Source organism: Peribacillus sp. B65 (genome assembly GCF_058513295.1).
The window spans coordinates 1055310-1069594 of sequence record NZ_CP195840.1; the positions used below are offsets into that span (position 1 = coordinate 1055310).

11 protein-coding genes are annotated in these 14285 nt (G+C 41.0%); 9 read left to right on the plus strand and 2 right to left on the minus strand.

Features of this window, described 5'->3' with window-relative positions; all coding sequences use genetic code 11:
• The first annotated feature begins 762 nt into the window (after positions 1–762).
• On the plus strand, positions 763–1674 hold the full coding sequence (gene ttdA, locus ACSR9O_RS05240; protein ID WP_230176523.1) for a L(+)-tartrate dehydratase subunit alpha: 912 nt from the start codon (positions 763–765) through the stop codon (positions 1672–1674).
• On the plus strand, positions 1671–2282 hold the full coding sequence (gene ttdB / locus ACSR9O_RS05245; RefSeq protein ID WP_133345379.1) for a L(+)-tartrate dehydratase subunit beta: 612 nt from the start codon (positions 1671–1673) through the stop codon (positions 2280–2282). The genes ttdA and ttdB overlap by 4 nt, the downstream gene beginning before the upstream one ends.
• Positions 2283–2448: 166 nt before the next feature.
• Here ttdB and ACSR9O_RS05250 read toward each other — a convergent pair whose 3' ends face one another.
• Entirely contained in the window at positions 2449–3255 is an 807-nt protein-coding gene (locus ACSR9O_RS05250) for a GntR family transcriptional regulator (RefSeq protein ID WP_491724068.1), read from the minus strand.
• An 861-nt stretch (positions 3256–4116) separates the two neighbouring features.
• Here ACSR9O_RS05250 and ACSR9O_RS05255 point away from each other — a divergent pair.
• The 7 genes from ACSR9O_RS05255 to ACSR9O_RS05285 all read left to right on the plus strand — a co-directional run bounded on the left by ACSR9O_RS05255 (position 4117) and on the right by ACSR9O_RS05285 (position 13046).
• Positions 4117–5715, plus strand: coding sequence for a long-chain-fatty-acid--CoA ligase (locus ACSR9O_RS05255; protein ID WP_491724069.1), 1599 nt, complete (start codon positions 4117–4119; stop codon positions 5713–5715).
• Between the two features lie 93 nt (positions 5716–5808).
• Positions 5809–7077 carry an MFS transporter gene (locus ACSR9O_RS05260; protein WP_101221668.1) on the plus strand — a complete coding sequence of 423 codons (1269 nt, stop codon included), beginning with the start codon at positions 5809–5811 and terminating at the stop codon, positions 7075–7077.
• 95 nt (positions 7078–7172) lie between these two features.
• On the plus strand, positions 7173–8345 hold the full coding sequence (locus ACSR9O_RS05265; RefSeq protein ID WP_491724070.1) for a thiolase family protein: 1173 nt from the start codon (positions 7173–7175) through the stop codon (positions 8343–8345).
• A gap of 137 nt (positions 8346–8482) precedes the next feature.
• The gene (locus ACSR9O_RS05270) at positions 8483–9631 is read left to right on the plus strand and encodes an acyl-CoA dehydrogenase family protein (RefSeq protein ID WP_230176518.1); all 1149 of its coding nucleotides are present in this window, start codon (positions 8483–8485) and stop codon (positions 9629–9631) included.
• A 69-nt stretch (positions 9632–9700) separates the two neighbouring features.
• A complete protein-coding gene (locus tag ACSR9O_RS05275) occupies positions 9701–10885 on the plus strand; it encodes a thiolase family protein (RefSeq protein WP_491724071.1) in 1185 nt (394 codons plus the stop codon).
• A gap of 86 nt (positions 10886–10971) precedes the next feature.
• Complete coding sequence (locus ACSR9O_RS05280) at positions 10972–11376, plus strand: PaaI family thioesterase (RefSeq protein ID WP_101221671.1); 405 nt, start codon at positions 10972–10974, stop codon at positions 11374–11376.
• A 62-nt stretch (positions 11377–11438) separates the two neighbouring features.
• Positions 11439–13046, plus strand: coding sequence for a long-chain-fatty-acid--CoA ligase (locus ACSR9O_RS05285; RefSeq protein WP_491724072.1), 1608 nt, complete (start codon positions 11439–11441; stop codon positions 13044–13046).
• 92 nt (positions 13047–13138) lie between these two features.
• Here ACSR9O_RS05285 and ACSR9O_RS05290 read toward each other — a convergent pair whose 3' ends face one another.
• Entirely contained in the window at positions 13139–13891 is a 753-nt protein-coding gene (locus tag ACSR9O_RS05290) for a hypothetical protein (protein ID WP_491724073.1), read from the minus strand.
• Positions 13892–14285 lie beyond the last annotated feature (394 nt).

The following is a 14285-nucleotide window of genomic DNA, read 5'->3' on the forward strand; positions in this document are numbered from 1 at the left end:
TCGCTAGCAATGGAAGCGTATACAAAAATGTTCATCACTTATGATAATACGAAAAAACAAATCGTGGATGTAGGAGAATACATTGGTAGGGCAATGTTATTAAACGTTCTCTTTTTTTACGTACACCCCCATTTCTATAATCTTTGAGTGACAGGACTTTTTTCTAAAATCTAAGTTCTCCAGATTAAGAATGATTACAAATGGAAATTTTGTTTGAAAGCGCGACCAATAATATCACTCCTTGTATTTCTAAATTTGATTGTATGTTAATGTATACGTTAATGTCAACTTAATTTTTAGAATATTCAACCTTTTTAATATGAGATTTATAAAATAATGTAGAAAATACATAATATAGTGGAGAAGTTACGTTTTTACCCGGAAATTAATTTTAATAATATGAAATAAAACTATTGACTTTAATGTATACGTTATTTAATAATTAGCTCATAAGATATTTACATTACTCTGGTTCACATGCAAGAGATGTGAATAGTGGTAGGAGAGCTAGCAATGAAGGAAAAATCTTTTTTTGCATCTATCCCTGATGCAGAAATTTGATTCCTCCCTTTGAGGTTGTGGGTATATCGAAAATGGGCATATGGTGGATGCTAAGGGATTTAGAAAAGCTTTACTTAGCAATTGATATAGCTGGAGCCGGAGTTTTGATGTCAGAATATTCTTACATTGAGCCTTGAAGACAGTTACCAATTTTCTTCTCTTTCTACACAAAATATTAAAGATAAAAAAAGGAGAGTTATTATGAGTGTTATTATGGAAAAGTTACAGCAAAAAGAAAAGATGACTGACTTGATGGCAAGGTTTGTCTCCCTTGTCAGCTACAAACTTCCCGATGATGTGGAAAATAAACTGAAAGAACTAAGTGAAGAGGAAGATAATAAGCTTGCAAAAATCATTTACAAAACCATGTTTGATAATCAAAAGCTGGCTTATGAGTTAAAGAGACCTTCATGTCAGGATACAGGTGTTCTCCAGTTTTTTGTTAAGTGCGGACAGAACTTCCCCCTGATTGGACAGTTAGATAGTATTCTGAGGGATAGTGTGTATAAGTCAACTCAAGAAACTCCATTGCGACACAATTCTGTAGAAACATTTGATGAGTACAATACAGGAAAGAACATCGGTGACGGTTCACCAAGCATCTTCTGGGAAATTGCAGAAGACAGTGATAAAGTGGAAATCTATACTTATATGGCAGGAGGAGGTTGTACCCTTCCTGGAGTGGCGACGGTTTTAATGCCGGGTGAAGGCTATGAAGGCGTGGTAAAGTTTGTTCTCGATCGGATGACTAGTTATGGAATTAATGCCTGTCCTCCACTTCTTGTTGGTGTGGGCGTCGGTACTTCTGTAGAAACAGCAGCTATGAACTCTAAAAAAGCTCTTATGAGACCTGTTGGAAGTCGTAATGAAAATGAAAATGCTGCTAAGATGGAAAAGCTTCTTGAAGATGGAATTAACGCTATTGGCCTTGGACCTCAGGGGCTTAAGGGATCTAAATCTGTCATGGGTGTAAATGTTGTGAATACGGCAAGACATCCTTCTACTATTGGTGTGGCAATTAATACAGGGTGCTGGTCCCATAGAAGAGGAAAGATCACCTTTGACAGTAATTTGAACTATGAAATTAGTACTCACGAGGGGGTAACACTATGAGTAAAAAAGTATTAACCACACCTATAAAAGATGAGGATCTTAAGGACATAAGAATTGGAGACATTATCTACCTATCAGGTACACTGGTTACTTGCAGAGATGTTGCCCACAGGAGACTTATAGAAGAGAAGATCCCTTTACCTGTAGATCTTAAGGGCAAAGCCATATTTCACGCAGGTCCCATTGTTAGAGACCTTGGAAAGGAACAGTACGAAATTGTTTCTATTGGTCCAACAACGAGTATGAGAATGGAAAAATTCGAAAAGGAATTTATCGAAGAAACAGGTGTTAAACTTATTGTTGGAAAAGGTGGAATGGGGAAGAATACTGAAGAAGGATGCAAGAATAATAAAGCGCTGCATCTCGTCTATCCAGCCGGAAATGCAGTTTATGCGGCAACAAAGGTTGAACAGATCAGAGAAGTACACTGGAAAGACCTTGGGATGCCAGAATCTCTTTGGGTATGTGAAGTGAATGAGTTCGGTCCTCTTATCGTTTCCATTGATACAGAAGGAAATAACATCTTTGAAGAAAATAAGGTGGAGTTCAATAAAAAGAAGGAAGAACAATATGAGTTAATCAGTAAACAAGTAAGATTCATCAAGTAAGTTATGGAGTAAAAATCTATCATTATTAATAAATTAAGGCTGTAGAGATTTAACAGAAATCAACTACAGCCTTTTTTAATATTACGGAATTTCCATAATGGGTTAGTTTATGATGATAAACCAAATATCAAAACTGATTTATCAATATTAAGTACGACTGTCTAAATCATGGAAAAGTCTCGTTATTTCCCGTTTCTTCCGGTAATGGAGGCATAGATTGAAGAGCATCTAGAATTTCGTTGCGCGCTCTATAGCGATGAGATTGCAACATAGTTCTTACAGCTTCAGGCTCGCCTGCTCGCATGACTGCTAAAATCGCCTTATGTTCAGTCACTGATCGTGTTGGCTTTGGTCGAAGCCCAATTGTGTATAAGCGTGCGCGATAGAGTTGGTCAGACTGACTATCAACAATCCCTCTTAGGCGTGGGTTTTGAGCTAAATCAACAATATAATTATGAAATTGATCATCGAGTTCTGTCCATGCAAGTAGATCGTTTAGTTCTAGTGCCTTTTCTTGTTCTTCAATCAGATGTTCAAGTTGGTTTAACTCTTGGTGAGTAGCACGACCGGTAGCGAGTCTGCCAGCAACACCATCGAGCGCTTCCACCACTTCATAAATCTGTTGAAGATCATCTGCTACAAGTGGTGCAACAATAAAACCACGACGCGGTATGAGCCGTACCCAGCCTTCCGTTTCCAAACGGACAAGTGATTCACGTACAGGTGTCCTGCTCATGCCCAGGATTTCTGCCATTTCCCTCTCTAGTACAGTCTGTCCAGGCGGCAATTGAAGGTGGCGAATCGCATGTCGAACAGCTAGATAAGCACGTTGTGGCAATCGTGACTCTCCATTTACATCTAAATTAGATAAAAATGAACGAACAGCTAGAGAAAGGTCAGACTGATCTAGTCTTTTAACATTAGAATCAGGTGTTTGAGGTGTTTTTTGATTATTCATTTCCTTATCACTCATCCCGACAAATTTCAAATTTTATGTAATACATAACCAAATAATGTTGAGTAGGTTATGGTTAACAAGGTTATATTATGACTTTACAAGTAAATCATAACAGAAAAACAATCACTCTCTCAATTGGTAAAATTGAAAAACAGATAATCTTGGTAAAGGTCATAAGTGATGATTATCTTATTATTCACAAAAAAACACTCTATATCCAGAGGATTTGAGGGGGCTTTCGTTAAACAACGGGGTTGCTGCGGCAGCCCCTTTTCTTAATCGACACATAGTTTATATGAATTGTTCATCAAACAAACGCTAAGAGAGATACTAAAAAGTGAAAGAACGAGATATTAGGTCTTAACAGGATGGTCCGATCGATTGAACCAGTTATGTGGCTTGGGTGAATCTTGGATTCAGCGCTGGAAAAATCAGTCTGCGAATGCGCCTACGCTAAAAAATCCTGGAATGGAGATTGAGCTCTTTATTTAATACACTCGTAAGCCAAGTTTCATTAAATATTACACTTGCCCATCCTTAGCTGGATAGGCTTTTCAAATTTCTTTATACACCATGATAAACTCAAAATCATGATTTGTGAGTAGATGTAATCTATAATATGGAAAAAACCTACTTTTTAAAATCGTTAGAAAACCAATCGGAGTTTGTTTGAAATTCAAAAATGAATTATGGGCATTTCGATGAATCCCCTACAGAAAGGCATTATTTGTGTATAAAATTCATAAATGAATTGAGTTGTACGTAAAATCTTGCTGTTTTACTCCTTTATAGGACTTGGCATGCAAGTTGCATAATCATATAAGTATAAAATAAACATGCACGATATGAAATTCGTTTATGTGTGGAGGGATAATGGTGCGAAAAACGATAAATAAACCATGGGAGCAATGGTATGTTGAAAGTATGAAATCTATGAAGCTACCGGAAATATCCGTCTATTCACTGCTTGATATAACAGCAAGTAAGTTTCCACACCATACAGCCATCATTTATGAAGACCAGTCAATGGATTATAAGAATTTAAAATTGCAGGTAGACAAACTTGCTGGTAAATGGAGAGAAATGGGCTTTGTTAAAGGTGAACGAATTGGTCTGATGATGGCCAACCATCCTTATTTCATTATCAGTTATTACGCTGCCCAGGCACTAGGCCTGTTGGTTGTACAAATTAATCCCATGTATAAACCGCGGGAACTATTGCAAATTTTAATAGACTCAAATACAAAGAATATCGTATTTGACAATACGGCCGCAGTTACAATCGAAGAAACGAAAGCGATATTTGAATTTGATGTTTGCATTGATACGGAAAAAGATCAAAACGGCTCTTATTCCCTTCAAACGATGATTAAGACCGGTGACGCCATTAAGAAGCCCGTAATGATAAGCCCGCATGAAGATACTGCAGTCATCCAATATACTGGCGGCACCACTGGGAAAATGAAGGGTGTCATGCTCACTCACCATAATTTAACCTCCAATGTCGTGCAGAGCTTTGAAATGTATGGGGATTCCTTGAAACCTGGCGAAGAAATCGTTTTGGGAGCTACGCCCCTTTACCATGTTTATGCCATGACAAGTGCAATGAATCTAGGTATCTATATTGGAGCTGCCATCCTCTTATTTCCTAAATTCGAACTTGAAGAAGTACTTGCAAAAATAAAAAAGCATCGTCCGACTTTCTTTCCAGGAGTTCCAAAAATGTATAATGCATTTGTCAATCATCCTGGAATTGAAAACTATGGACTGAATTGTTTAAAAAGTTGTTCTTGTGGATCGGCGCCCCTGCCAGTTGAAGTAATTAAGCGATTCGAGGAGCTGACCGGTGCCAAAATCGGAGAGGGTTTCGGTTTGTCGGAGGCCTCACCATCCACTCATCGTAATCCGCCTTTCGGAAAAAGGAAAATAGGAAGCATTGGCATCCCTTTTCCAGGCACTGACTGTATGATCATTGACGATGAAAATAATGAAGTGCCTAACACATGCGTTGGGGAGTTGCTCATAAAAGGTCCGCAAATCATGAAGGGTTATTGGAATAACGAAGCAGAAACCAAAAAGGCCTTACAGAATGACTGGCTATATACTGGCGATCTTGCTGTGATGGATGACGAAGGTTATTTCTATATCGTCGGCAGGAAAAAAGAAATGATCATCGTCGGCGGATTCAATATTTACCCGCAGGAGGTAGAAGGGGTTCTGTATGAACATCCGGCAGTTAAAGAGGCAGCTGTGGTGGGCATCCCCCATAAAGAAAAAGGCGAAATAGTAAAAGCATTCATCGTACCTAAAGAAAGCGCTTCCGTGGATCTTGAAGAAATAGAAGGATATTGTTATTCCCAATTGACGCCTTATAAGGTACCAAAAGTATTTGAATTGAGACAAGAACTTCCGCGAAATACAGTGGGAAAACTTTTAAAAAGATTGTTAGTTAAAGAGGAATTAGAAAAGGATTGAAAGAGGGGGAATGTGGTTCCAACGTATAAGTTGAAGCTTACGTTGGAAGGCATGCCAGATTGTGAACAAAAATAATGAAGAGGAGGGATTCATATGCGTTGGGTTGTTCTCATTCTATTATTCTTTGGAGCCGTCATCAATTTTGCAGATAAATCGATCGTAGGTCTCGCAGCTGTTCCCATCATGAAGGAATTCGATCTTACCTATGCGGAGTGGGGTCTTGTTGGAAGCAGTTATTATTGGCTCTATCCAGTAACAGGGATTTTTGGGGCAGCATGGGCCGATCGGCTGGGGGCTAAAAAGGTACTGGGATTCATCATGCTGACATGGACCGTTTTGCAATTCGGGGTCTTAGCCATCACTGCTCTTCCATTATTAATTCTATACAGGATTTTGCTGGGAGCATTCGAAGGGCCTTATAGCCCGATTGCTTACAGTCATGCCGATAAGTGGTTTCCGCCGAAACTGAAAGGCTTTGCCAATTCGGTGGTGGTTGGCGGAGGGACCGTTGGTGCGATGATCGTGGCACCGATCCTCGTTTCCTTAATTACGATATTCGGCTGGAAGGTTGCCTTTGCAGCACTTGGTGCAGCAAGCCTTGTTTGGTTCTTCCTCTTTCAATTTTTAACAAAGGAAAATCCAGTTGAAGTATATGAAAACGTACAAAAGAAAAAGAAACAAAAACTTGAAAAAATAAAAGTGAAAGACTTTTTGCTGCTACTGGCCTCACCTACTGCTTTGTTTACTACACTAGCTTATTTTTCAACATATATTTTAGTTGTTTGGTTTTCAGTTTGGCTCCCGATTTATTTAGTGGAAGCCGTAAAAATGACTCCAGGTCAAATGGGAACAAGTGTTGCGATAATCGGAATCGTTTCCGTATGTATTTATATGGGTGTTTCGATGGCGTCCGATCATTTATTCAAGAAGAATCAGAATTGGCGATCATCAAGGGTATTCGTCGTCGCGGGCGCCATGATTCTTGGTGCATTGTTCTTTTCCTCAATCATGGTATTTCAAAATCCAATCTGGGTGATAGTCGCCATGTGTTTAGCAAAGGGCCTTACATATGCCATTTTACCGATCGGACCAACGATCATGATCAATGAAATGCAGGAGCGGGGGGGATTGATGACGAGCATCTTAACATCATCAGGAAATCTAGCGGGAATTGTTGCACCTCTATTAACTGGCTATATCATAAGTCTAGCTGGAGGAAATCAACTATTGGGTTATAATCTATCGATATTGTTCATGGCCATCCTTGTCCTGGCTTTTGGCATCCTGTTTGCCATATTCGTTAAACCTGCCGGGAAACTTAAAAATAAAAGTTCTGATAATTTTGACCTTAAGTCCTCATAAGCAGGGTCGAACCTGCTTACATTCAATGAAACTAGTGAAGAGAAGGAATGCCTTCAAATAATGGAGTGAATAAAAGGAAAAGGAGCGGATGGGACATGAATAGAGAAGCCGTCATAGTTTCTGCAGTTCGAACAGCAATTGGAAAGCAGGGAGGTGCACTTGCATCTGTTCCTGCCCATGTATTTGGAGCAGAAGTGATGAAAGAAGCCTTGAAACGAGCGAATGTCGAACCTCGAGTGATAGATGATGTAATCATGGGGAATGTGTTAAGCGGGGGTGGAAACATTGCCAGGTTAACTGCACTGGAAACTGGCCTCTCAATTCATCTTCCGGGACTGACTGTCGATCGTCAATGCGGCTCGGGAATAAATGCTGTCAACTTGGCTGCACAAGCGATCCGGGCTGGCGAAGGAGATGTCTATATCGCCGGTGGGGTCGAGAGCATGAGCAGGGCGCCATACTTGATGGATCGTCCGGAAAAAGCATACAGTGCAAAGCCGCCACAGTTCAGAAAGTCACGGTTGTCCCCGAAGGCGATCGGTGATCCCCCGATGGGAATCACTGCTGAAAACTTAGCGGAAAAATATGAGGTCAGCAGGGAAGAACAAGATGAATTCGCTCTACAAAGCCAAAAAAATATGGCCAGAGCCGTGGAAGAGGGCCGTTTCAATGAGCAAATTGCGCCTATTTACATTCCAGTCAGAAAAGGTGACGATATTGAATTTAAATTGGATGAACATCCACGACCGCAAATAACGAAAGAAGGGCTAGCCAAATTATCGCCTGCGTTTTTAGAAGGCGGGTCCGTGACTGCAGGCAATAGTTCGGGATTGAATGATGCAGCATCAGCATTGGTCATCATGTCGAGGGAAAAAGCGGTGGAATTGGGGATTAAGCCTTTAGCGACGATCAGGGCACAGGCCGTTGCAGGGGTAGATCCAAATTATATGGGAATAGGACCTGTTCCCGCTATAAGAAAGGTAATGGAGAAATCAGGGCTTTCCTTAAATGAAATGGACATCATTGAAATTAATGAAGCATTCGCCGCTCAAGTCATTGCTTGCAATCGGGAGCTTGATATGAATCCCGCCAGAGTGAATGTGAATGGGGGAGCCATAGCACATGGACACCCACTAGGTGCGACGGGTGCCATCCTCATTACAAAAGCGGTTTATGAATTGAAGCGTTCTGCCGGAAGGTTTGCTCTTATTACGGCTTGCATTGGAGGCGGACAAGGAATTGCTACGATAATTGAACGTGAAGCTTGATTTTGTAAGTGTGTTTAGCAGAATACATTGAATTCCGTTAAATGGTTAGATGACACAGCATTCAGCTCTATATGCCCTATTAAGAAAACTTGTACAATGGCTGCTATACATGAACAGACCTAAGGAGGAATAAACTCATGACAATCACTTTAACCAAGGAAATGCAGCAAATGAAGGAAATGATCCGTAATTTTGTTGAAAGGGAAGTGGAGCCCTACGCCTTACAAATTGAAGAAGAAGATGCCATCCCTGAGCATTTGGTGGAAAAAGCAAAAGACCTTGGCTTATTCGGGATAAGCATTCCCGAACAATACGGTGGAATTGGCTTAAATTCGGTGGGAAAAGCTACCGTATTAGAGCAGTTAGGAAGGACACATAATGGTTTTGTTTCTTTAATAAGCGCTCACACCGGGATTGGAAGTACAGGTCTTGTTAAGCTTGCATCCGAACATTTGAAAAATAAATACTTGCCAGAAATGGCAGCAGGCACGAAAATTGGTGCCTTTGCTTTATCTGAACCAGGAGCGGGATCGGATGCAACCAATTTGGCAACAAGTGCAGAAAAGAAGGGTGATTACTGGGTGATGAACGGGACGAAACATTTCATCACGAATGGGCCGATTGCTGATGTGTATACAGTATTCGCTCTAACGGATAAAGATAAAGGGGCAAAGGGGGGGATTACCGCTTTTTTAGTAGAAAGAGATTTTCCCGGTTTGACTGTCGGCAAAAAGGACAAAAAAATGGGGTTGAGGGGATCATATACCTCACAGGTCATTTTCGAGGATTGTATCATACCTGAAGAAAATGTTATCGGCGAAGTCGGAATGGGATATATCTCTGCACTTAAAATTTTAGGTGAAGGGCGTGTAGGTTTGGCTGCAAGAGCAGTGGGGTCAAGCGGTAAATTGATTGAATTATCAGCTAAGTATGCAAAAGAGCGCATTCAATTCGGTAAACCAATCGCAGACAACCAAGCGATCCAATGGATGCTTGCTGATATGGCAACCGAAACGGAAGCCGCAAGGGCATTGACGATGATGGCGGCACAAAAGATTGATGAAGGAAAAAAAGTGATCAAGGAAGCATCAATGGCAAAGCTGTTCGCTTCAGACGTTTTTAATCGGGTGGCGGATAAAGCGGTTCAAATTCATGGAGGAATGGGATATATGGCCGAATATCCAGTTGAACGTTTTTATAGGGATGCCCGCATAACGAAGATATATGAAGGAACGAATGAAATCCAACGTTTAATCATTGCTAGGAATGTCTTGGAAGAGTGTTAAGTGTTTACTGTTTTTTTCGGGCAGGTTCTCTTTTGCCCAGGTATCCGGAATTTAAGGGGGAGGAACGAAATGGGAGAAGATATCGTGATCGTGAGTGCTGTACGAACACCAATTGGAAGGTACGGTGGAGCATTTAAAGAAATCAGTTCCGGTCATTTGGCGAGCATTGCCATTAAAGAAGCGATCAGGCGGGCGAATATTGCAGCTGAACAAGTGGATGAAGTCATTTTCGGGGAGGTTAGGCAAACGACCGAATCCTCGAATGTAGCCAGAGTTGCAGCACTGCGCTCAGGAATTCCCGATTCGGCACCGGCTTTTACGGTAAACCGCTTATGTGCATCCGGAATGCAGGCCATCACCTCAGCAGCACAGCAAATAAGCTCAGGTCAAGCAAATATAGTCGTTGCCGGCGGTACGGAAAGCATGAGCCGCGCACCGCTTTATTTAAGAAGTGCCCGTTTTGGGGGAGACCGGACAAGGCTAGTGGATTCTAATACTGAAGCTGGACAGCAGCCTCAGGAAATTTATGGAAAAAGTTTAGGGATGGGAATTACCGCTGAAAATGTTGCACAGCGATACAACATTTCCAGGGAAGAACAAGATGCCTTTTCAGTGGAAAGTCAACGAAGAGCGGCGCAAGCGATAAAAGAAGGAAAGTTCAAGGATGAGATCGTTCCTGTCCAGGTCTCTGACAGGAAGAGTACGGTTACAATTGAAACGGATGAATATCCACGCCCCGATACCACAATGGAAAAGCTTGCAAGCTTAAAACCGGCATTCAGGGAAAACGGAACCGTCACTGCAGGGAATGCTTGTGGCCGTAATGACGGGGCAGCTGCATTGGTATTAATGAAGGCCAGTGAAGCGGAACGGTTGCAAGTACAGCCAATCGCAAAGATCGTCGATTGGGCGACTGCCGGAGTTTCTCCTGATGTGATGGGAATTGGTCCAGTACCAGCCGTTGGAAAACTTATGGAGCGCACCGGGAAAAAAGTTGAAGAAATTGGGCTTTTCGAATTAAATGAAGCGTTCGGTTCACAAGCATTGGCAGTAATCAGGGATTTATCGCTAGATGAAAACAAGGTGAATGTAAACGGAGGCGCCATTGCACTTGGGCACCCAGTCGGATCGACGGGCGCAAGGATCGTGACAACGCTAATACATGAACTGATTCGCAGGAAAGAAAGATATGGAGTTGCTACACTTTGTGTGGGCGGCGGACAGGGAATGGCTATCATGATTGAAACGATTTAGGCCAAAGATAAAGGAGTGGAAACCCTATACGTTTCTGCTCCTTTCCGTATATAAGTTGAATCGCGCATAAGTGAGGGGGAGAAAGATTGCCAGTTGAAGTGGAGGATATTCGGAATCAATTCGAAAGTAGTGCATTCTTTTCACATATAGGGTTTGAAATCATTCGGTTTGAAGAAGGGAATGTAACAATAAAGCTAAACATTGAAGAACATTTACTTAATGTTAATGGATCACTGCACGGGGGCATTCATGCCACCATGCTGGATACCATTCTAGGAATGGTGACTCGTTCCGTTACCAAATCTAAAGTTGTGACGACAAGCTTAACTGTACATTATTTAGCCAGCATATCAAGCGGGGAACTATTCGCGGAAGCAAAAGTCCTTCAAAAAGGATACAAAATTGCCTTTACCGAAGGAGAAATAAAAGATACTGAAGGCAACATCATTGCAAAGGGCACAGGAATTTTTAAAATCATTCGTGATAAATGAGGCAAGGATATCAAGTCGGCTGACAAGTGACTATGCTCCATTTTACTAGAAAAGAATGAGGTGTGAAAAAATTGACTAGAGCTTGGCATGGATTTTATCCGAAAGAAACTCCTGCTGAAATTGATATTCCAACATTGTCATTATATGGACTCCTTGAACGTTCAGCCCAACTTTACCCAACCTGCAAAGCCGTAATAGATGGGGATCGGGAAATGACATATATGGAATTAAAGGATGCCTCAGATCGCTTTGCTGTGAATTTAGACAAACGAGGATTTCAAAAAGACGATCGCATAGCAATCATGCTGCCAAATTGTCTAGAATATATCATTGCCTATTATGCCATTCATCGTTTGGGAGGTATGGTCGTCCAAGTGAACCCGCTATATCGGTCTAGTGAATTGGATTATATATTACGGGATTCAGAAGCCAATTGGTTCATTGGGCGTGAGGAACAAAGGGGAAAATTAGTGCTAACAAGTTTTTCTGATAGATTAACGTTCATATCTGCCGAGGAATTAATAGAAACTGGAACGGATTTATCAAGGAAAGTTAAGGAACTTCCTGCCCTGGCTATCGACCCCAAGGAGGCTGTGGCTGTTCTTCAATATACAGGAGGGACTACAGGGAAATCAAAAGGGGTCATGCTTACGCATTTTAATTTGATCTCGAATGTATTCCAAGACTTTGCCTTTACGGCGAATGCACTTCATCTCCAAAGGCCTGGCGAACGGATGCTTGGCTTGACCCCATTATTCCATGTGTTTGGTAATGGACGATTGAATAGTGCCATATATGCCGGATCAACTTATATCACATTAGAGAGATTTGAAATAGATAAGGTAGTGGATTTGATTCGAACACATAGGCCAACCATTTTTCCTGGTGTCCCGACCATGTATATTGCTTTACTGAATCACCCGGATATAACGGCTGACGATTTAAGTTGCTTTAAGTACTGCAGCTGTGGCTCTGCGCCGCTCCCGATAGAAATCATTCATCAGTTCGAAAAAAAATTCCGGGTTGCAATATTGGAAGGTTTTGGAATGTCAGAAACATCTCCCACTACCCACCGCAATCCAGTGATAGGACAGAAAAAACCAGGAAGTATCGGAATTCCGTATCCCAATACCGATGCTAAAATCGTCGATCTGAAATCAGGTGTTGATGAATTGCCAGCAGGAGAAACAGGCGAACTGATCATTAAAGGTCCGCAAGTAATGAGGGGATATTGGAAAAATCCAGAGGAAACGGCAACAGCTTTGCGAGATGGATGGCTTTACACTGGGGATATCGCGACGATGGATGAAGACGGATATTTTTATATCGTAGGCAGGAAGAAAGATATGATCATTGCAAGTGGTTATAATGTTTATCCAATTGAAGTCGAGGATATTATTTATCAGCATCCAGCCGTAAAAGAGACTTGTGTGTATGGAGTACCGGATTCCTACCGTGGGGAAACGATAAAAGCGGTTATAGTCTTAAAGAAAGGAAAGTCAGTCTCGGAGCAGGAAATCAGGGAGTTTTGCATGCAACGATTGGCCAGATATAAAGTGCCGCGAAGTTTTGAGTTCAGGGAGCAACTGCCAAAATCAGCTGTCGGGAAAATATTGCGCAGAATATTAATGGAGGAAGCAACGCAGAGTCCTATTGCCGGGGAGAGATAAGCATATCAGTTATCAGTGAGCTCAGATGAAACCTTAAATAAGTGAAACCTTTTTTTGAGGTTCCCCTTATTTAGGGTTTATAGACTATAAAACTACTTTCCTTTTAGGGGAATTTCAAATGAAGTCCCATCCACCAGTAATTCATGAGACTCACCATCCGCAATATCATCGGTAGTGAATGAAAAGGAATCGAGCCGATCTAATTTTGCCTCTGGATCAACCAATAAACCAATTGTGCCTTTTCTCAATTCTCCTGGTTGGTAATCTGATCGACTTACTTTTTTTGTCCCTATAAAAGTATCCCCGGAATGGATGAAATTTTTAGAAGGCACATCATATGTAAGATCATCATTGAAAGTAACATTTTCCATGCTGAAGAACTGAAGTTCCTTCGAATCTTTATTTTCAATAGAATAAGTTATCTCTAGATAAGAAACCTCTTCATCGATATCCGTTTTAGACAACGCCGCCTGTTGATCGATTTCCTCCATGGATAAATTCTCTTTATAATATATCGAATAGGCCTCTTCAAAACTCAATCCTGTATAGGACTTGAGCTCCTCCTTTGCTTCATCTGTGAGTGATGATAATTGAATCCTGCGGATATCCTTGACTGTGATGACCATCGGTGCCAATTCAAATGACTCATTAATAGACTTCGATTCTAGTAATGTGAATGATCCCCAATTTTTTTGGCGAACCTTATCGCCGACTTTTTTAAGATGGATCCCGCCATATTCCTCCACCTCAGGAATTTTGGATTCCTTGGCTTCCGCATTTTTCCCTTTTTCAGTTTGATCGCTCCCGAAATAATTGTAGGCAATTACACTTATACAAATAAGCAATAACCCAACTATTGTTGAAATGATCCATCTTTTTACGGATACTTCATCACTCCTTATCTTAAACCGTTGATGTCAAAGTATAATATACCATTTTCTTTGCAAAAGAAGGAAAGGGGAGTACCCAAAGGTCCATCTTGTACGGATTAACTTAACCCATTATAAAAATAAAAAAAAGAATGAAAGTTAAGGGGCTAAGCGGCAAAAGGAAGAAAAGGTAAAAAAGGCGTGAAAGTAAATCATCCAAGTGACTTGGTAAAAAAATTCCATGTAACCGCATACAAAAAAACTTGCTATTACACAAACAACCTGGTAATCTAATTTTAAGAAAAATCTAAACGTTTACATTTTAAATGTAATTAATTTTATGATTTTTACTTGTTTTATACTCATTTTT

Excerpts from the sequence above, each read along its gene's own strand:
- ttdA (WP_230176523.1), top strand. The coding sequence starts at position 763 with ATGAGTGTTATTATGGAAAAGTTACAGCAAAAAGAAAAGATGACTGAC.
- ttdB (WP_133345379.1), top strand. The coding sequence starts at position 1,671 with ATGAGTAAAAAAGTATTAACCACACCTATAAAAGATGAGGATCTTAAG.
- ACSR9O_RS05250 (WP_491724068.1), bottom strand. The coding sequence starts at position 3,255 with ATGAGTGATAAGGAAATGAATAATCAAAAAACACCTCAAACACCTGAT.
- ACSR9O_RS05260 (WP_101221668.1), top strand. The coding sequence starts at position 5,809 with ATGCGTTGGGTTGTTCTCATTCTATTATTCTTTGGAGCCGTCATCAAT.
- ACSR9O_RS05265 (WP_491724070.1), top strand. The coding sequence starts at position 7,173 with ATGAATAGAGAAGCCGTCATAGTTTCTGCAGTTCGAACAGCAATTGGA.
- ACSR9O_RS05270 (WP_230176518.1), top strand. The coding sequence starts at position 8,483 with ATGACAATCACTTTAACCAAGGAAATGCAGCAAATGAAGGAAATGATC.
- ACSR9O_RS05275 (WP_491724071.1), top strand. The coding sequence starts at position 9,701 with ATGGGAGAAGATATCGTGATCGTGAGTGCTGTACGAACACCAATTGGA.